Source organism: Dactylosporangium sp. NPDC049140 (assembly GCF_040648435.1).
This window is the reverse complement of record NZ_JBEZDS010000006.1, coordinates 273708-291607: the sequence shown is the minus strand read 5'-3', so window position 1 is coordinate 291607 and position 17900 is coordinate 273708. Positions and strand designations below refer to the sequence as shown.

21 protein-coding genes and 1 riboswitch are annotated in these 17900 nt (G+C 74.1%); of the genes, 8 read left to right on the top strand and 13 right to left on the bottom strand.

Going from position 1 to position 17900, the window contains the following annotated elements; translation table 11 throughout:
- Positions 1-42: 42 nt before the first annotated feature.
- Positions 43-636 (top strand): pentapeptide repeat-containing protein, encoded by a 594-nt coding sequence (locus tag AB0B76_RS13515; protein WP_360374271.1) that lies wholly within the window; start codon positions 43-45, stop codon positions 634-636.
- Between the two features lie 110 nt (positions 637-746).
- Here AB0B76_RS13515 and AB0B76_RS13510 read toward each other — a convergent pair whose 3' ends face one another.
- From AB0B76_RS13510 to AB0B76_RS13500, 3 genes are all read right to left on the bottom strand, one after another.
- Positions 747-1745, bottom strand: a complete 999-nt coding sequence (locus tag AB0B76_RS13510) for an NlpC/P60 family protein (RefSeq protein ID WP_360374269.1) — start codon at positions 1743-1745, stop codon at positions 747-749.
- Positions 1746-1752: 7 nt separating this feature from the next.
- Positions 1753-1910: riboswitch (cyclic di-AMP (ydaO/yuaA leader) on the bottom strand.
- A gap of 117 nt (positions 1911-2027) precedes the next feature.
- Positions 2028-3128: an MFS transporter gene (locus AB0B76_RS13505; protein WP_360374267.1), complete on the bottom strand. Its 1101-nt coding sequence runs from the start codon at positions 3126-3128 to the stop codon at positions 2028-2030.
- Positions 3129-3188: 60 nt separating this feature from the next.
- Complete coding sequence (locus AB0B76_RS13500) at positions 3189-3695, bottom strand: DUF1269 domain-containing protein (RefSeq protein ID WP_360374265.1); 507 nt, start codon at positions 3693-3695, stop codon at positions 3189-3191.
- Between the two features lie 158 nt (positions 3696-3853).
- Between AB0B76_RS13500 and AB0B76_RS13495 the strand changes: the two genes are divergently transcribed.
- From AB0B76_RS13495 to AB0B76_RS13475, 5 genes are read left to right on the top strand one after another with little or no spacing between them, the layout of a single operon-like run.
- Positions 3854-4660 (top strand): alpha/beta hydrolase, encoded by an 807-nt coding sequence (locus tag AB0B76_RS13495; RefSeq protein ID WP_360374263.1) that lies wholly within the window; start codon positions 3854-3856, stop codon positions 4658-4660.
- Positions 4661-4663: 3 nt separating this feature from the next.
- Positions 4664-7093 (top strand): SpoIIE family protein phosphatase, encoded by a 2430-nt coding sequence (locus AB0B76_RS13490; RefSeq protein WP_360374261.1) that lies wholly within the window; start codon positions 4664-4666, stop codon positions 7091-7093.
- 1 nt (position 7094) lies between these two features.
- Complete coding sequence (locus AB0B76_RS13485) at positions 7095-7442, top strand: STAS domain-containing protein (RefSeq protein WP_360374259.1); 348 nt, start codon at positions 7095-7097, stop codon at positions 7440-7442.
- A complete protein-coding gene (locus AB0B76_RS13480) occupies positions 7439-7687 on the top strand; it encodes a hypothetical protein (RefSeq protein WP_360374257.1) in 249 nt (82 codons plus the stop codon). The genes AB0B76_RS13485 and AB0B76_RS13480 overlap by 4 nt, the downstream gene beginning before the upstream one ends.
- Positions 7624-8193 carry a hypothetical protein gene (locus AB0B76_RS13475; protein ID WP_360374255.1) on the top strand — a complete coding sequence of 190 codons (570 nt, stop codon included), beginning with the start codon at positions 7624-7626 and terminating at the stop codon, positions 8191-8193. The genes AB0B76_RS13480 and AB0B76_RS13475 overlap by 64 nt, the downstream gene beginning before the upstream one ends.
- On the opposite strand, the gene AB0B76_RS13470 is transcribed toward AB0B76_RS13475, so the two are convergent.
- The 7 genes from AB0B76_RS13470 to AB0B76_RS13440 all read right to left on the bottom strand — a co-directional run bounded on the left by AB0B76_RS13470 (position 8181) and on the right by AB0B76_RS13440 (position 14434).
- Positions 8181-8804, bottom strand: coding sequence for an ABC-2 transporter permease (locus tag AB0B76_RS13470; protein ID WP_360374253.1), 624 nt, complete (start codon positions 8802-8804; stop codon positions 8181-8183). The genes AB0B76_RS13475 and AB0B76_RS13470 overlap by 13 nt on opposite strands.
- On the bottom strand, positions 8801-9676 hold the full coding sequence (locus tag AB0B76_RS13465) for an ABC transporter ATP-binding protein (RefSeq protein ID WP_360374251.1): 876 nt from the start codon (positions 9674-9676) through the stop codon (positions 8801-8803). Before AB0B76_RS13465 ends, AB0B76_RS13470 begins: the two co-directional genes overlap by 4 nt.
- Positions 9673-10050 (bottom strand): GntR family transcriptional regulator, encoded by a 378-nt coding sequence (locus AB0B76_RS13460; protein ID WP_360374249.1) that lies wholly within the window; start codon positions 10048-10050, stop codon positions 9673-9675. The genes AB0B76_RS13465 and AB0B76_RS13460 overlap by 4 nt, the downstream gene beginning before the upstream one ends.
- Positions 10051-10130: 80 nt before the next feature.
- Positions 10131-11978: an Hsp70 family protein gene (locus tag AB0B76_RS13455; protein ID WP_360374247.1), complete on the bottom strand. Its 1848-nt coding sequence runs from the start codon at positions 11976-11978 to the stop codon at positions 10131-10133.
- 90 nt (positions 11979-12068) lie between these two features.
- A complete protein-coding gene (locus tag AB0B76_RS13450; protein ID WP_360374245.1) occupies positions 12069-12893 on the bottom strand; it encodes an SMP-30/gluconolactonase/LRE family protein in 825 nt (274 codons plus the stop codon).
- A gap of 132 nt (positions 12894-13025) precedes the next feature.
- Complete coding sequence (locus AB0B76_RS13445; RefSeq protein WP_360374243.1) at positions 13026-13322, bottom strand: MoaD/ThiS family protein; 297 nt, start codon at positions 13320-13322, stop codon at positions 13026-13028.
- Positions 13319-14434: an exo-alpha-sialidase gene (locus AB0B76_RS13440; protein ID WP_360374241.1), complete on the bottom strand. Its 1116-nt coding sequence runs from the start codon at positions 14432-14434 to the stop codon at positions 13319-13321. Before AB0B76_RS13440 ends, AB0B76_RS13445 begins: the two co-directional genes overlap by 4 nt.
- A gap of 72 nt (positions 14435-14506) precedes the next feature.
- On the opposite strand from AB0B76_RS13440, the gene AB0B76_RS13435 reads away from it, so the two are divergent.
- Positions 14507-15046, top strand: a complete 540-nt coding sequence (locus AB0B76_RS13435; RefSeq protein WP_360374239.1) for a DUF488 domain-containing protein — start codon at positions 14507-14509, stop codon at positions 15044-15046.
- Here the strand turns inward: AB0B76_RS13435 and AB0B76_RS13430 are convergent.
- The 3 genes from AB0B76_RS13430 to AB0B76_RS13420 form a co-directional block, all read right to left on the bottom strand.
- Complete coding sequence (locus AB0B76_RS13430; RefSeq protein ID WP_360374237.1) at positions 15032-16258, bottom strand: MFS transporter; 1227 nt, start codon at positions 16256-16258, stop codon at positions 15032-15034. The two genes, AB0B76_RS13435 and AB0B76_RS13430, sit on opposite strands and share 15 nt — an antisense overlap.
- Before the next feature lie 114 nt (positions 16259-16372).
- A complete protein-coding gene (locus AB0B76_RS13425) occupies positions 16373-16675 on the bottom strand; it encodes a hypothetical protein (RefSeq protein ID WP_360374235.1) in 303 nt (100 codons plus the stop codon).
- Positions 16676-16683: 8 nt separating this feature from the next.
- A complete protein-coding gene (locus AB0B76_RS13420; protein ID WP_360374233.1) occupies positions 16684-16983 on the bottom strand; it encodes a hypothetical protein in 300 nt (99 codons plus the stop codon).
- A 309-nt stretch (positions 16984-17292) separates the two neighbouring features.
- On the opposite strand from AB0B76_RS13420, the gene AB0B76_RS13415 reads away from it, so the two are divergent.
- Positions 17293-17889, top strand: a complete 597-nt coding sequence (locus tag AB0B76_RS13415; RefSeq protein WP_360374231.1) for a class I SAM-dependent methyltransferase — start codon at positions 17293-17295, stop codon at positions 17887-17889.
- The last annotated feature ends 11 nt before the right edge of the window (positions 17890-17900 follow it).

Sequence of the window (17900 nt, the reverse complement as noted above, 5' to 3'; positions counted from 1 at the left end):
CGCTCACCCGGCACACCGCCCGGACGCGCGGAAGATCGAGTCATGCCGACCGCGCGGACCGTCGGCGGGCTGTCGATCATCGGCCTCGGGCTCGCCGCGGCCGCCCTGACCTGGTACGGCGGCGGCGGCCCGGACCCGGCGCACGGCCCCCGCTGCACCACCCCGAGCGCCGCCGACCTCAGCGGCCGGACGGTCACCGCCTTCGACCTGGACCGCCCGCTGCGCTGCGCCAACCTGCACCGGGCCACGCTGCAGGACGCGGCCATCACGAGCGCCGACCTCTACGGCGCCGACCTGAGCCGCGCCACGGCCCGCTCGGCGCAGCTGAGCCAGGTGAAGCTGACCCGGGCCGACCTGGGCGGCGCGGTACTGCGCGACAGCTCACTGACCGACGTCGGCCTGCAGAACGCGACCCTGCGCGACGCCGACCTGCGCGCGGTGTCGTTCCTGCGCACCGACCTGGCCGCGGCCGACCTGCGCGGCGCCGACCTGACCGGGGCCACGTTCGAGGCCTCCAACCTGCGCGGCGCCCGGCTGGCCGGCGCCCGCCTCGGCGGCACGTCGTGGGTGAACTCGGTCTGCCCCGACGGCACCAAGTCCACCGACGGCACCTGCGAGGGCCACCTCGGCGCCTGAGCGGCAGGCGGGGAGGCCCATCGGGGCTCCGGGCGCGCCCGGACGGCCCCCCGCTCGTCATCCCTCCCGGGGTGGAGCGGGGGTCCGCTGCGGTGGTGACATGCGACCCGTCAGGGGCGGCCGTAGCCGTACAGCGAGTCGATGTCGATGGGGGCCACCTTCACCACGGTCCGGCTGTTCGGCGCGTGGATGATCTGGTTGTTGCCGATGTAGATGCCCACGTGCCCGAGGCCGTTGTAGAACACCAGGTCGCCCGGGGCCAGCTGGCTCCGCGTGATGTGCCGGACCTTGCCCCACTGCTGCGCGGCGTTGTGCGGCAGCGAGACGCCGGCCGCGTTCCACGCCATCATGGTCAGGCCGGAGCAGTCGAAGGTGTTCGGGCCGGCGGCGCCGAAGACGTACTTCTTGCCGAGCTGGGCCCACGCGTAGTTGACCGCCTTGCCCGCCGCGCCGGAGACGGCCGGCGGCGGACCCGGGTTCGAGTTCGACGCCGTGGTCTTCGTCGGCGTCTTGGCCTTGGCGGCCGCGGCCGCCGCGGCGGCGTCGGCCTTGCGCTGCATCTCGTCGAGCTTGGCGATGTTGCCCTCGATCTGCTTGCGCCGCCCCTCGATGTCGGCCTTCTGCCGGCTCTGCGCCGCCAGGGTCTCGTTGAGGCGCTTCTGCTCGGTGTCGACGCCGGACTTCGCGGTCGTGTACTTGGCGAGGTCCGCCTGCTGGTTGCGGGATATCTGCTGCAGCGTGCCGACCCGGTCGAAGAACCCGTCCGAGGAGCTGGCGCCGAGCATCAGCGACCAGGTGTTGAGGTTGCCACCGGTCTTGTAGGCGTTGACCGCGATCTGGCCGGCGGTGGCGCGGGCCGCGTCCATGCTCGCCTGCAGCGGCTGGAGGTCGGCCTCCAGCTGCTTGATCGAGGCCTGGGTGGCCTCCAGATCGCCGTTGATCTTGTTGTACTGCTCGACGACGAGCTCGAGGTCCCGGTTGCCCTGGTCGATCTGGGCCTGCAGCTCGTCATGGGTCGGGTCGGCGTGTGCGGCACACGCCGGCGCGACCATCGCCGCGACCGCCACCCCGATGAGGAGCGAGCGCAGTGCCGTTCGTCCGTTGAACACGGCAGCGTCCTTCTTCCGGACCGCCTACCGGGTTAGCTGACGGGTTCGGGCGGGAGGAAGGTGCGCCCTACCGCGACCTTGACGGGCGCGGATTCACCCCACGGGGCGAGCCCCAAGTGGGTCCCCGGCTCGTGCGTCGCGCCTGCTCCCAGGCCCTTCGTACGACTCGGCGGCGCCGGCCCGGGCCGCCCAGGGGGTGGGCGGCGACTGCCGGCCGGCTGGAGCAAACGTAACGAGAACATCTCGGCGGCGGAACCGCGCAGGCCCCGATCTAAGCAACACTTAACGCAGACTCAAAGATCCGTAGGCGGCGCTGAGCAGCAGCGGTACCAGGGCCGTCATCGTGGCGGCCAGCCCGACGAACTCCGCCGACCAGCCGATCAGCGCCGGCCCGAGCAGGATGCCGGCGTACATGAAGGTGGTCAGCCGGGCGACGAGCACCGCGGGCTCGGGGCCGGGCAGCCGTCCCACCGCGCTGAAGGTGAGCGGGATCAGCACCGACGAGCCGAGGCCGGTCAGGGCGAACCCCGCCACCGCGGCGCCCGGGTGCGGGGCCAGCACCGCGGTCGCGAGGCCGGTCGCGGCGACGGCGACGCCGAGGCGGAACAGCGGGCCGGGCCCCCAGCGGGCGGTGAGCCGGTCGCCGGTGAGCCGCCCGAGGGTCTGGCCGCCGGTGTACGCGGTGATCCCCATCGCGGCAAGGCCGAGCGTCGCGTGCCGCACGTCGTGCAGGAAGATGCCGCCCCAGCCGAGCGCGCCGCCCTCGCAGATCATGAGCGCCGTCGCGGTCAGGCCGAGCACGAGCAGCGGGCGGCTCCAGGCGGCCCGCGGGGACGACGGCGCCGCGGCGCCCGGCGGGTCCGGCAGGCGTGGGCCGAGTACCAGACCGGCGGCCAGGAGCAGAGCGCCCGCCGTGACCGCGTGCACGGCCAGCGACACGCCCGCGTGGGCCAGGACGGCCGTGGACAGCGAGGCCACGACCGCGCTGATGCTCCAGCCGGCGTGGCAGCCGTTGAGGATGGGCCGGCCCGCCCCGCGCTCGACGGCGACCGCGAGCGCGTTCATCGCGGCGTCGGTGGTGCCGTGGACCGCGCCGAGCAGCGCCGTGCCGGCGGTGAACCACCACGGGCCGGGCGCGACGGCGAGGCCGGCCAGCAGCACCGGCATGACGGCGAGGGTGACCCGCAGGATCGCCCGGGCGCCGACGCGGGCGGTGAGCGGGCCGACGAGCTGCATGCACGCGATGGCGGCGAGCGCGAACAGCAGGCCGGCGAGGCCGAAGCGGCCGTCGGTGAGGTGGTACCCGGCCTTGAACGAAGGGGCCCGCACGATGTACGTCGACAGCGTGAGGCCGTTGAGGAAGAACACGGCGATGACGGTCACGCCATCACGACGATCGGCGAACCCCGGATCGGACACCGCCGGTCCGGGGCCGCCGAACGGTCAGACCCGCGCCAGGCGGGCCGCCTCGAGCGCGTCGCGCAGGCGTTGCTCGGCCTCGTTGCTGAGCGAGCTGTGCAGGAGGCGGCCGCCGAGGTGGTACGGCTCCATCTCCGCCACGACCTTGTCGACGGTGATCTGGTCGACGAGCAGGAACAGGGCCGCGTTGCCGGGCTCGAGCGCCGACCCGACGTCCTTCATGAACTTGTCGTCCACCCCGGTGTCGGTGAACTTGCCGGCGACGCCGCCCGCGGCCGCGCCGACCGCCATGCCGATGAACGGGGCGAAGAACAGCAGGCCGATGAGGCCGCCCCACAGCGCCCCGCCGGCCGCCCCGACGCCGGCCATGCTCGTCGACTGGTGCAGCTTGACCTTGCCGTCGCGGCCGGCCTCGACCACCGCGGCGTCGCGCACGGTGATCAGCCCCTGGCGCTGCAGCTCGATGATCCTTTCCCGGGCCGAGTTCGCGGTGGCCAGGTCGGGATAGCCGATCGCCACGAGTTCACTCATGGTGCCTCCTCCTAGTTGACCGTCCTTGCCCTGCAACGGTCTTCGAGTCGCGGCCCGACCGCCTCGCCCGGCGGAGATGACCGCCGCCGCCCCGAAGGCGGGGAATAGCCGCCCGACCCCTTGTTCGCGCACGTCGGGCACTAGTAACGTCACTGGCCGTGAGCGCAGTGCTGCGGAACAACGTGCGGCTCCTCGGCCCCGAGAACGCCGCCGCCCCGGCGATCGTGTTCGCGCACGGCTTCGGCTGCGACCAGAACATGTGGCGGTTCGTCGCGCCCCGCTTCGCCGGCGAACACCGCGTCGTGCTCTTCGACCACGTCGGCGCCGGCGGCTCCGACCTGAAGGCCTTCGACCCGCAGCGGTACTCCACCCTCGGCGGCTACGCCGACGATCTGCTGGAGCTCCTCCACGAACTCGACCTGCACGGGGTCGTGTTCGTCGGGCACTCCGTCGCCGCGATGATGGGCCTGCTGGCCGCGAACGCCGAGCCGGACCGGTTCTCCGGGCTCGTGCTCGTCGGGCCTTCCCCGCGGTACATCGACGACGAGGGCTACTACGGGGGCTTCAGCGCGAACGAGATCGACGAGCTGCTCGAAAGCCTCGACAGCAACTATCTCGGCTGGTCCACGGCGATGGCCCCGGTCGTCATGGGCAGCGCCGGCCGCCCGGACCTCGGCGAGGAGCTCACGAACAGCTTCTGCCGCACCGATCCGGCCATCGCGCGGCAGTTCGCCGAGGTGACGTTCCGGTCCGACAACCGCGCGGACCTGGGCAAGGTGAGCGTGCCGACGCTGATCCTGCAGTGCTCCGAGGACGTCATCGCGCCGCGTGAGGTGGGCGCGTACTGCAACGCCAACATCCCCGGCAGCACGCTGGTCGTGCTCGACGCGACCGGCCACTGCCCGAACCTCAGCGCGCCCGAGGAGACCTTCGCCGCGATCAGCGGTTTCCTCCGGACGGGCTGAGGCGTGGCGGAGCCGCTGCCCGAAGAGAACGCCGAGGATCTCTACGACAGCGCGCCGTGCGGGTACCTCACGCTGCTGCCGGACGGCACCATCGTGCGCGCGAACCGCACGTTCCTGCAGTGGACCGGCTACCGCCGCGAGCAGCTGGCCGGCCGGCGCGTGCACGAGTTCTACGCGCCCGGCAGCCGCATCTGGCACGAGACGCACCTGGCGCCGCTGCTGCACATGCAGGGCGAGGTCCGCGAGGCGGCGGCCGAGTTCCGCAAGGCCGACGGCACGAAGCTCGACGCGTTCGTGAACGCGGCCCTGCGCGCGGGCCCGGCCGGCAGCCAGGGGCTCGTGCGGATGACGGTGTTCGACGCGAAGGAGCGCCGCACGTACGAGCGGCAGCTGCTCGAGGAGCGCCGCAGCGCCGAGCGCAACGCCACGCGGATCCGGTTGCTGCAGAAGATGGTGGTGCGCTGCGCCGCGATCGAGCGCGCCGAGGAGATCGTCGAGCCGATCGTGCAGGTCGGCGAGGAGGCGTTCGCGGCGACCGCGACCCGGGTGTGGCTCATCGACCCGGCGCAGGCGGCGCTGCGCCCGCTCGGCGACGCCGAGGATCTGCTGTCGCTCGACGACCAGGCCCCGGAGGCGCGCGCGGCGGCGCTGCTCGACGTCGTCCGGTACGCCGAGGACGACGGCGGCCTGCGCCTGGTCACGCCCCTGCTCGCCGACCAGCGGGTGCTCGGGGCGGTGTCGTTCGTGTTCGCGCCCGAGCCCACGCGCCCGCGCACGTTCGGCGAGGACGAGATCGAGCTCATGCGCACCATCGGCCGGCAGGCCGGGCAGGCGCTGGAGCGCATCCGGCTGTTGCAGGAGACGATGCGGCGGGCGTGGCAGTCGGGCTTCCTGGCCCGGCTCAGCCGCGACCTCGACGAGACGGTCGGGTTCGCCGGCCGCGCGACGCGGCTCGTGGAGCTGCTCGTGCCCGACGTCGCCGCCTACGCCCAGATCGACCTCGACGCCGCCGGCGACCCGGACGGGGAGCCGGCCTGGCGGGCGGCCGCGCCCCGGCGGCCGGGCGGCGGCTGGACGATCCCGAACGACGTGCTCGCCTCGGTGCACGCGGCCGGGCGGGCCGGGACCCTGGCCGCGGTGCCGCTGATCGCGGCCGACGGCGACCGGGCCATGGTGCTGCCGCTGCGGGCCCGCAACGCGATACTCGGCACGCTGCTGCTCGCCGGCGGCGACGTGGCCGGGACGGGGCACGTCGGGCCGGAGTTCCTGGCCGACCTCGCCGACCGGGCCGGGCTGTCGCTGGACAATGCGCGCCTGGCCGAGCGGGACCGCGAGGTGGCGCACACCCTGCAGCGCAGCATGCTCAGCGGCGACTGGCCGGTCGACCCGCGCTACCACGTGGTGACCGCCTACCGGCCCGCGGTGCACACGCTCGAGGTGGGCGGGGACTGGTACGACGTCTTCGCCACCTCCGCCGAGAGCGTCGGGATCGTCGTCGGCGACGTGGTCGGCCGGGGCCTGCGCGCCGCGAGCGCGATGGGCCAGCTGCGCAGCGCCGTGCGCGCCCTCGCCACCGCGCACGACGGGCCGGCCGACGTACTGCGGCACATGGACGACTTCGTCTCGCACTTCGCGGCCGGGCAGATGACCACGCTCGCGTACGCCGAACTGGCGCTGGACAGCGGGGAGCTGCGGTACGCCTGCGCCGGGCACCCGCCGCCGCTGCTCGTGGAGCCGGGCGGGGTGCCGAGCTTCCTGTGGGAGGCGCGCTCCGGGCCGCTGGGCGCGACGGCGGCCGGGCGGGCGCGCAGCGAGGCGGTGCTGACCGTGCCGCGCGGGTCGCGGCTGGTGCTCTACACCGACGGCCTCGTCGAGCGCCGCGGCGAGCGCTTCCACCAGGGCCTGGACCGGCTCGCGGCCGCGGCCGCCGAGCACTGGCAGACCCCGCTGGGCTCGCTGGCGACCGAGCTCAGCGACGCCATGCTGCCGGGCGGCGGCGGCCACGACGACATGTGCCTGCTCGCGCTCGACTACGCCGACGCGCCGTCGTTCCGGGCCGAGGTACCGGCGCGCATGCGCGCCCTCGCGCGCTTCCGCGCGGCCCTCGACGCGTGGCTCGCGGCCCAGGGCGTCGGCGAGTACGACCGCTTCGGCGTGGTCCTGGCCACCGCCGAGGCCGTGGCGAACTCGATCGAGCACGGGTACGGCCTCGACGAGGCCCGCGGCGGCGTGGCCGTCCTCGCGCAGCTCGACGGCGACACCGTCGCCGTGCGGGTGAGCGACACCGGCCGGTGGCGCCCGCCGCGCTCGGCGCTGCAGCGGGGCCGGGGCCTGGCGCTGATCGGGCGCCTCATCGACGAGCTCGTGATCGACCGCGGTACCAGCGGCACCACGGTCCTGATGCGACGCCGCACCGGCGGCGAGAGGCGGTGACATGGACGGGGAGCGTCAGGTCCGGGTGTACTCCACGGGCGGCTGCGAGGTCGTCCAGCTGCTCGGCGAGATCGACCACGCGACCGCCCCGCTCGTGGAGCGCGACGTGCTCATGAGCGTGCGCGCCGCCAGCGGCGTCGTCGTCGACCTCACCGAGACGACCTTCCTCGACAGCGCGGGGCTGCTCTGCCTGGACCGCGTGGTGACCGCGTTCGGCGACCGGGGCGCCCCGGTACGCGTGGCCGCGCCGCCCGACGGGATGGTGCGCTTCACCCTCGACCTGATCAGCTTCCTGCCGGACCTGCTGTCCGAGAACGTCGACACGGCCGTGGCCGCGATGACCGAATGACCAGGGGTGCGCCGGCGGTTTCCGGCGCGGTGGCGGCCGGGCTGGGGCTGCTGGCGTTCGCCGCCGACGCCGTCGACGGCGCGGCCGGCCAGGTGCTCGTCGCGCTCACCAGCAGCGGGTTCGCGTGGGGCCTGGCGGCCTTCCTGGCCGGGCGCGCCGCGGACGGGCGGCGGCGGCCGTCGTGCAGGCCACGGTGCTGCTGGTGCTCGCCACGCTCGTGTACTACCTGCTCGTGCTGCTGGTGAGCCGGCGCTGGAGCGGGGGCACCCTCGAGGACGGGCGCTCGGCGGACCTGATGGGGCTGCGGTCGGTCGCCCTCATGACGGCGGTGTGGCTGGCCGGCTCCCTCGTCGCCGGGCCGCTGCTCGGGCTGCTCGGCCAGGCCGTGCGTTCGGAGCGGACGGCGCCCGCGCGCCCGGAGCGGACGGCGCCCGCGGCGCCCGCGCGTTCGGAGCGGACGGCGCCCGCGTTGCTCGCGGCCCTCGCGGCCGGCGGCGCGTGCGGGGCGTTGGCCGGGGAGGGCTGGTGGTTCGCGACAGTCGTGCCGCCGTGGCGGCTGCTCGCCGCCGGCGACGACTTCTTCCGCGGCGTCGCCGCCGGCGAGGCGCTCCGGCTGGTGCTGCCGGTCGTCGTGCTGCTCTGGCTCGCGGCCCGGCACCGGCTGTGGCCGGCGTGGCCCGCGCTGCTCGGCGCGTTCGTCGCGGCCGGCGGGGCCGGCGCGCTGTGCTGGTACACCATTCACAGAATCTGAAGCGTGCGCCGGTCGAGGATCAGGGCCACCACGGCCGACCCGGCGATGAGGGCGGCCCCCAGCGGCCAGAGCATCGGCACCCAGTCGGCAAGCGCCGCGACGGACAGGTTCAGCTTGATGACGGCCATCATGACCAATGCGAGGGGCAGCACCGTGGCCAGCACACTGACGCGGGTGTACCCGAACCGGATGAACAGCGGGAACTGGACCGCCACGTTTACCGCGAACATCCCCCAGGACACCGCCAGCACCGCGCCGAGCGTGTGCGCGCCGAACGGCTTGGACTCGGCCCGCGCGAGGATCAGGGTCAGCGCCGTGCCCAGCGCGCCCGTGATCAGGAAGGCGCCCAGCGCCCAGACGTAGTGCCCGTAGACCACCGCGCGGCGGCGCAGCGGCAGCACCGCGTACAGCGTCTCCAGGCCCGCCTTGTCGGCGATGTTGAACGGATAGGCGACGACCGACGGGGCGACCAGCAGCACGAGCGCCGGCAGCACCACCGTCGGCCGCGTGGAGAGCAGCACGGTCACGATGAAGAGCATGAGCAGACCCTGGCGGCGGTACGGCGCGACCGTGCGCAGATCCAGCAGCGCGACGCGCGCGACGGCGCTCATACGAGGCTCCGGCGGGCGGCGGGGGCACCGATGTGGATGGCGATCTCCTCGAGAGTCGGTGGTTCGACGAGGACGTGCCCATCGAGCAGGCCGGCCTCGTCGGCGCGCACGAGCGCCTGCACGCCGGCCGCGGTGCGCCGCGCCCCGATCAGCTCGACGCCGAGGCAGGAGTCGAGGTCGTCCGGGCCGCCCCGCACGATGCGGTACCCGTCCAGGAGCGCGTCCTTGGTACCGCTCGACACGATGCGCCCGTCATGGATGATCGTCACGTAGTCGCCGATGCGGTCCAGGTCGGTCGTGATGTGCGTGGAGAACAGCACGCTGTGCCGCTCGTCGACCATGAAGTCCCCGATGATGCCGACGAGCTCGTCGCGGGCGACGGGGTCCAGCCCGCTGGTCGGCTCGTCGAACACGAGGAGCCGCGCCTGGTGCGAGAGGGCCACGGCGATCATGAGCTTCATCGCCATGCCGCGCGAGAGATCCTTGACCCGGGCCCGCAGATCGAGGCCGAAGCTGTCGAGCAGCTCGCGGTACCGACGACTCTCCCAGCGGTCGTAGAACGGCCGCAGGGTCCGCTCGACCTCGCTCAGGCGCCAGTCGCCGACGAGGTAGGTGTGGTCGAGCACCACGCCGATGTCCTGGCGCAGGGCGACCGGCCCCGGCACCTGCCGGCCCAGCAGCTCGGCCTCGCCGGACTCGAACCGCCGCAGCCCGAGCAGGCACCGGATCGCTGTCGTCTTGCCGGCCCCGTTGGCGCCGATCAGCCCCATGACGAAGCCGGTGGGCAGCTCGAAGCTCACGTCGCGCAGCGCGAAGCGCCCGGTCAAGGCGGTGCCGACGCCGCGCAGCGCGAACGCCAGGTCCCCGCTCACAGCCGGACCCCCTCGGCCGCGATGAGCCCGTCGAGGATCTGCACGATCTCGTCGCGCTCGAGCCCGGCGCGCCGCGACGCGTCCAGCGCGGCCTGGAGCCCGTCCTCGACCTGCCGCAGGAGCTGCTCGCGCACGAGGGCCGAGTCCAGCGGCAGGACGTACACGCCCTTGCCGGGCACGGTGGCGATGAACCCGTCGGCGGCCAGCTCGGCGTAGGCCCGGGTGGTCGTGATGATGCTGATGCGCAGGTCGCGTGCGAGGACCCGCACGGACGGCAGCGCCTCGCCCTCGCCGAGCTCGCCCGCGAGAATGGCGGTGCCGACCTGCTCCTTGATCTGCTGGTACAGCGGGACGCCCGCACTGTTCGACAACACGACCCGCACGCTGACATCGCCCCTTCCGTACCTACTGTACATGTGCACTATATACAGTCGGTACGGTAGTGCCGCAAGCCTCAGTCGTCGGCGGCCGTGAACGACGACAGGACCGTGTCGAGGCTGGAGCGCAGGCCGTCCCAGGCGATCGTCGCGGTCATCCAGATGACGGCGTACGCGTGGTGCGGCCCGGTCACGAAGTTCCGGTAACGCACGTGGAACCGGGCACCACCCAGGGCGCAGGTGTACTCCCAGTCGGCCGCCGGAGCCGCCGGCCGCGTGCCGTTGCGATGCGGCGGGCTGTACTCCACGCGGTTGATGCCGATCTCCTGGTACCCGCCGCCGTCGAACCCGTCCGCGCACCGCATGTTCCTGGCCTTCACCTTGTCCAGGAAGTCCGTGTACGGGTCGGCCTTCGGCGTCGTCGTCTGGTCCACGATCAGGAACATGGTGCGCGACGGCTCGGCGAACAGCAGCCGCGTCCCCGTCTGCGTGACGCTCAGGTTGCCGGGCACCGCGACCTCGAAGCCGCTCGGGTCGTCGTGCAACCGCCAGCCGGCCGGAAGGCCGCCGGCCGCCGATGCCGACGCACGCACGAGCGACGCGGCCGCCGACGCGGCCGGGGATGCGGCCGGGGATGCGGCCCCGTTGCCCGCCGGCGAGCCCGACCCCGCGGCCAGCGTCTTCCAGGACACCACCGACACGATGGCGACCGCGAGCGCGATCACCACGGCGACCGCCGCCCACCACACGCGGCCGGAGCCCTGGGCAACGGAATCCGGCAGCGGTACCGGCGCGGGCGGCACCGGCGGGGCCGGCAACGGTGCGCTGGGCTGGACCACAGACGGGCGGGCGTGCAGGGCGCCCTCCGCGACCACGAGCTCGGGCTGGTCGATGACCGTCGGGGCGATCCCGAGCGCGCGGTGCAGCAGCGTGGCGGCGAGCGGGATGCGCGACGACCCGCCGACGAGGAAGACGCGGGCGACCTGCTCCGGTGGTACCGCCGCGCGCTGCAGAACCGCCCGCGTGAGCGCCACGGTGCGGGCCAGGACCGGCCCGGCCACGGCCTCGAACTCCTCGCGGGTCACGTGCACCGGGCCGCCCACCACCGGCAGGTCCAGGGTGGCGGTGCTGTGCCGGGACAGCTGCTCCTTCGCCGCCTTCGCGTCGTGCCACAGCATCCGGCGGGCGCGGTGGTCGGCCTCGGTCTCGGGCCAGTCGAGCCGCCGCCAGGCCGCGGCCGTCGCGCCGCCGGGGGCTTCGGCGGTCGCGGTGCGCAGGTGGGCCAGGAGCGCCGCGTCCAGGTCGAGGCCGCCCGCGTCCGGCAGGCCGTCGGCGGCCAGGACGTTGAAGCCCGTCGCCGTGCGGCAGACCACGCTCACGTCGAACGTGCCGGCGCCGAGGTCGTACACGACGATCGCGCGGCCGGGAGGGATCGGGTCGCCGAGGACCGACACGAAGTACGCGGTGGCGGCGACCGGCTCCGGCACGAACCGCACCGCGGGCAGCCCGGCCCGCGCGGCCGCCTCGGCGAGGACGGCGAGGCGCGGCCCGCCCCAGGTCGCCGGGTGGGTCAGCACCGTCTCCCCGGCGGCGCCGCCCGCGACGCGGCGCGCCTCCCCCGCGACCCGGGCGAGCACGGCCGCGATGAGCTCGACGACGGGGCGGTCGCGTTCGCCGAGCCAGACGGTACCGTCATCGATGCGCCGCTTCGGGTTGCCCTCGAAGGCCGCCGGGTTCCCGGCCGCGGCCCGCACCGCGTCGACGCCCACGAGCGGCTCCGCCTCGCCGGCCGCGAAGACCGCCGACGGTACGAGCGGCGAACCGTCCACGACGAGCGCCCGGATGCGCCCGTCGGGCCCGGCCAGCGCCGCGACCGTGTTCGACGTGCCGAAGTCGATGCCGAGGCGGATACGCGCGGCGTCCATCCCGTGACTGTAGGAAGCGCCCGGCGCGGACGGTAAGCGCGGCGCGGACGGTTCCCGCGGCCGAACGGCCGAGCCGCTCCGGGTATGCGCTCAGGGGCGCCCCACGCCCGGCGTGTCGACCTCCACGGCCAGGACGCGCCCGCTGCCCGGCGTCACCATCTCGGCCGCGGTCATGCCGTTCCACTGCGCGGCCGTGATGAACAGGGTCGTGCCGCCGAGCGCGCACGCGAACGCGCCCCGGTCCAGCTCGATCGTCCGGAGCACCGGGCCGCCCTCGGCGACGCGGGCGCAGAGCTGGTGGGGCACGTCGGCGTACCAGACCGCGCCGTCCGCGTCGAGGCAGATGCCGTCGGGTACGCCGTCGCCGAGGTCGGCCCAGACGCGGCGGTTGGACAGGTCTCCGTCCGCGGCTATGTCGAAGGCGACCAGCTGGTGCCGGTAGGAGTCGGCGACGATCAGCGTGGTGTCGTCGGGGGTGACCGCCATGCCGTTGGGGAAGGCGATGTCGTCGGCGACCTGGCGTACCGGGCCGCCGGGCGGGGCCAGGAAGACCGTGCCCGGCCGCGCCTCCTCGCCGCTCATCGGGTTGAAGTCGACGCGGTTGACGTACACGTTGCCCCGGCCGTCGGCCGCGATGTCGTTCCAGCCCTTCAAGCCGAGGTCGGCGTGCGGGACGAGGTCGCCGCCGGGCTCGCGGCGCAGCAGGCGGCCGTTCGGGGAGTCCACGACGATCAGGCGGTCGCCGGGCAGCCACACGGTGCACAACGGCAGCGACGGCACCCGCGCGACGACCTCACTCGCGCCGTCCGTCGCGACCGCGTGCACCTCGCCGGCGGTCCAGTCGGAGAAGTACAGCCGGCCGTCGTGCCACCGCGGCGCCTCGACGAGTCCGAGGCCGTCCATCAACACGCGCATCGCGTTCCACCTTTCGTCCGCATCCTGCCCTCTGTACGAACGACGGTGCACCCGAATCGACAATCAGGGCAGCGTCTTGCCCGCATTGCCCACCACCCACAGGGCTTCGCGCGCGCCGCGGCGAGGTGGACGTCAGCCGCCCGCCATCGCGCCGATGATCAGCAGGGGCTCGCGGCCGGCCGCGACCGGCTCCGGCAGTGCCGAATCCGGAGGCTCGTTGGAAAGGTCCTCTTCGCAGGCGTAGAAGCGGACGAACGCGCGGCGGGTGCCGGTCGCGCGGTCGCGGATGGTGCCGCGCAGGACCGGGTAGCGCTCCTCCAGCGCGTCGAGCACGCCGGCCAGCGTTGGCGCGCCGGGCACGTCCAGCTCCAGCTCGTGGGCGGCCTTCGCGAGGCCGCGCAGGTGCGGGGGCAGCACGACCCGGATCACGGTACCGCCTGCACCTCGACCGAGAGCACGGCCGGCAGGTCGCGCACGATGGGCGCCCAGGTGTCACCGGCGTCGGCGGAGCGGTACACCTGCCCGCCGGTAGTGCCGAAGTAGATCCCGCACTCGTCGAGCGTGTCGACGGCCATGGCGTCGCGCAGCACGTTGACGTAGCAGTCGGTCTGGGGCAGGCCCGCGGTGAGCGGTTCCCACTCGTCGCCGCCGCTGCGGGAGCGGTACACGCGCAGGCGCCCGTCCGGCACGTAGTGCTCGGAGTCGCTCTTGATCGGCACCACGTAGACGGTCTCGGGCTCGTGCGCGTGCACGGCGATCGGGAAGCCGAAGTCGCTGGGCAGGTTGCCGCTGACCTCGCGCCACGACCCGCCGCCGTCGTCGGTGCGCATGACGTCCCAGTGCTTCTGCATGAACAGCACGTCGGGGCGGGACGGGTGCATGGCGAGGCGGTGCACGCAGTGCCCGACCTCGGCGTCGGGGTCGGGGATCTGGCCGGAGACGAGACCGCGGTTGATCGGCCGCCAGCTCTGCCCGGCGTCGTCGGAGCGGAACGCGCCCGCGGCCGAGATCGCGACGTAGATCCGGTCCCGGTGCACCGGGTCGAGGATGATCGTGTGCAGGCACAGCCCGCCGGCGCCCGGCTGCCAGCCCGGCCCCGACTCGTGCGTGCGCAGCGCCGTGAGCTCCTGCCACTCGCGGCCGCCGTCGGTCGAGCGGTACAGCGCGGCGTCCTCGCCCCCGGCGTAGACGGTGTCGGGGTCGTCGCACGACGGCTCGAGGTGCCAGATGCGCTTGAACTCCCAGGGCCGGGGCGTGCCGTCGTACCACAGGTGCTCGCCGACGTTCCCGGCGTAGCCGAAGTCGTTGCCGACCGGCTCCCACGTGCGGCCGCCGTCGTCGGAGCGCTGGATCAGCTGCCCGAACCAGCCGCCGGACGGCGCGGCGTAGAGCCGGTCGGGGTCGGCGGGCGAGGCGTTGACGTGGTAGACCTCCCAGCCGCCGAAGTGCGGCCCGTCGACCTTCCAGTCGTTGCGCCGGCCGTCGGCGCTGAGGATGAACGCACCCTTGCGTGTGCCGACGAGAACCCGGACTCCGGTCACGGCGCCACCTCCCTCTCGTTCGCATCCTGCCACGAACCGGGCCCGCGCGCCGGGAGTCCCATACTGGTACCCGTGAGTGTGCGGATCTGCACCGTCGGGCACGGGGCGCGCCCGATCGGGGAGCTCGTCGCGATCCTCGTCGAGGCGCGGGTCGGCACGCTCGTCGACGTGCGGCGGGAGCCCGGGTCGCGGCGGCATCCGCAGTTCGGGCGGGAGGCGCTCGCCGCCGCGGTGGAGAAGGCCGGGATTCGGTACACCTGGCAGGGCGACACCCTCGGCGGCCGGCGCCGTCGCCGGGCCGGGTCGCGGCACACGGCGGTGCCCGAGCCCGCGCTCGCGGCCTACGCCGACCACATGGACACGGCCGCGTTCCGCGCCGCGATCGACGAGCTGGTCGCCGCGCCCGGGCCGCTCGCCGTGATGTGCGCCGAGACGCGGTGGACGCAGTGTCACCGGATGCTCATCGCCGACGCGCTCGCGCTGCGCGGCGCGGCCGTCGAGCACCTGACCGGGCCGGGCGCGCGCGAGCCGCACCGGCTGAGCCCGGGCGTGCGCCGAGACGACGACGACCGGCCGGTGTACGACGCCCAGCCGACGCTACCGGGGCTCTGAGTGCGCGATCCGCGTCAGCGAGCCCCACAGCAGGATCACGAAGAGGGCCGAGCCCGCGAACGCGAACCAGAACGGCGCCGCGACCCCGTAACGGTCCGCGAGCGCCCCGCCGACGGCCGAGCCGATCACCAGGCCGCCGAACACGCACACGGTGTTGACGCTGTTCACGCGGCCCTGCAGGTGTGACGGTACCGCCCGCTGGCGCACGGTGATCGACGTCGTGCCCCAGATGAACACGTGCGCGCCGAAGATGAACATGATCGCGCCCGCCACCAGCGGCGAGCGGGTCAGCGCCAGCGCGAGGTGGGTGAGCGTCTCGATGACCAGGCCCACGCGCATGATGTTGCCGAGGCTCACGTGCCGGGTCAGCCGGCCGTACAGCAGGGTGCCGAGCAGGCCGCCGGCCGCGCCGATCGTGGTGAGCACGCCGTAGCCGGCCGGGCCGAGGCCGAGGCGCTGCGTGGAGTACAGCACCAGCACCGACCACGCCGCCCCGAACGCCAGGTTGAAGATCAGGATCGTCAGCACGAGCGTGCGGACCGCGGGGTGGGCGACGGTCCAGCGGAAGCCCTCCACCATGTCGCGCCGGAGGCCGCCCGGGACGCGCTCGCCGCCGGCCGGCAGCGACGGCATCCGCAGCAGCATCAGCACCCCGGCCAGGACCAGCACGACCTGGGCCACCAGCGGCCACACGCGCCCGGCGGCGAAGAGCGTCGCGCCGAGCGACGGGCCGGCGAGCTGGTTCATGGTGATGTACCCGGTCGCCACGCGCGCGTTGGCGGTGGCGAGGTCGTCGCGGGGTACGAGCATCGGCGCGATCGTCCCCGTGGTGTTGTCGGCGAACACCTCGGCCGTCGCGAGCAGCCCCAGCCCGGCGAGCGCGATGGCGACCGTGACGACGCCGGTGGCGACGGTGACGACCAGCCCGGCGAGCACCAGGATGCGCGCGGCGTGCGCGACGAGCACGATCCGGCGCCGGTCGACGCGGTCGGAGAGCACCCCCGCGTGCAGCCCGAACAGCAGCGGTGGCGCCCACCGCAGCAGTGCGGCGAGCGCCACCGGGAACGGGTCGGCGGTCAGCGACGCGACGAGCAGGGGCCCGGCCGCGACCGCGACCCCGTCGCCGAGGTTGGTCGCCCAGACCGCCCCCACCAGCCAGCGGAAGGGCCGCCCCAGACGTGCGGGCAGCACCCGCTCCAGGCCGATCGTCACCACCGGAGGCTACGGACCGCTCCACGGGTGCCGCAAAGCCTTTCACGAACAGCCACCGGCTGCTGGACTGAGGCCTGGGCGCCCGGCCGCCCCGAACCGGCCGGGCGCCCGCGCTCAGCAGGCCTGGATCGACCAGTTGGGGTCGATCCAGATCGACGTCCAGGCGGCGTACCCGCCGGCCGGGACGTTCTGGCAGTACAGCCGGTGGTCCGACACGGTGATCCGCATCGAGTGCGCCGAGCCGCAGCGGTTGCGCACCACGTAGTAGACCGTGGCCCCCTGGAACACCGGACCGGCGTTGCGCACGCCGCACGTGCCCGGGTCCGCCTGGGCCGGGGCGCCCGGCGCGGCCACGCTCAGCGCCAGACCGGTGGCCGCGACGGCAACGCCGCTGAGGACCTTCCTCGACAGATTCATGACCCCTCCTAGCAGTTGACGCCGGACCAGTACGTGTAGACGCGTTGCGAGTTGTACCAGCGGAATCCGTACCCGTCGATCTGCAGGCACTGCCCCTTGCTGCCGTCGGCGAACACGATCTTGATCTTTATGCGCGAGGAGCAGATGTTGTTGATCTGATACAGGAAACCGTTGGGCGTGTTGGCGATCGGCCCCGCACCGGCCCGCCAGCAGTGGCCGGGGTCCGCGCTCGCGGACGCCGCACCCGGCACCGTGAGCGCGCCGGCGATGAGCAGCGGGGTGAGGACTCGCACGAGCTGCCGTCTCAACCTGGGCACAGTGACCTCCAATGGTCTTGAGAACCCGGAGTTGCCTTGCCGATCCGCGGATGGCGATGAATCTAGCGGCCCGCGCCGGCATGGACCCGCGCCGATGCCCGGGTTGAGAAAATCTTGAGACGGTAGGTTCGCGGTAGAAATTCAGTAGCGCACTGTGCCTTGCGGCGGCCGCACCTCCGCCGGCCCGGTCCACAGTCCACAGTGGACGTACGCGAGCACCGGTCCGGAGCCGCCTGGGGATCTTTGCCGTTCCGGCAAAGAAATTCGTCGGCCGGGCGGCCGCGACCCCAGGCTGGGGGCATGGACGCGCAGGAGTGGGAGGACCGGTACCGCGCGCAGGACCGGCTCTTCAGTGGCAACCCCAACGGGGTACTCGTGACCGAGGTCGCCGCGCTCGCGCCGGGGCGGGCGCTCGACGTCGGCTGTGGCGAGGGCGGCGACGCGCTGTGGCTGGCCGGACGGGGCTGGCGGGTCACCGCCGTCGACATCGCCCCGACGGCGCTCGCGCGCGGCGCCGCGGCCGACCCCGAGGGCCGGGTGACGTGGGCCCGGGCGGACGTGCGCGCGCAACGGCCGGAGCCGGGCGCGTACGACCTCGTCTCGGTGCAGTACTTCCCGCTCGGGCGGGAGCCGGGCGACGCCGCGCTGCGCGGGCTGCTCGACGCCGTCGCGCCGGGCGGCCGGCTGCTCTACGTCGGGCACGACGTCACCGACGGGTCCGATGCGGCGCCCTTCCGCCCCGAGGACTACTACCACCCGGCCGACGTCGCCGAGCGGCTCGGCGCCGGCTGGACCGTCGAGGCCGCCGGGACGCGCCCGCGCACCGCCCCCGCGCCGCCCGGCACGCACCACCGCCACGACACGGTCCTGCTGGCCCGGCGCGACGTACCTTCGTGAACCGCCTCCAC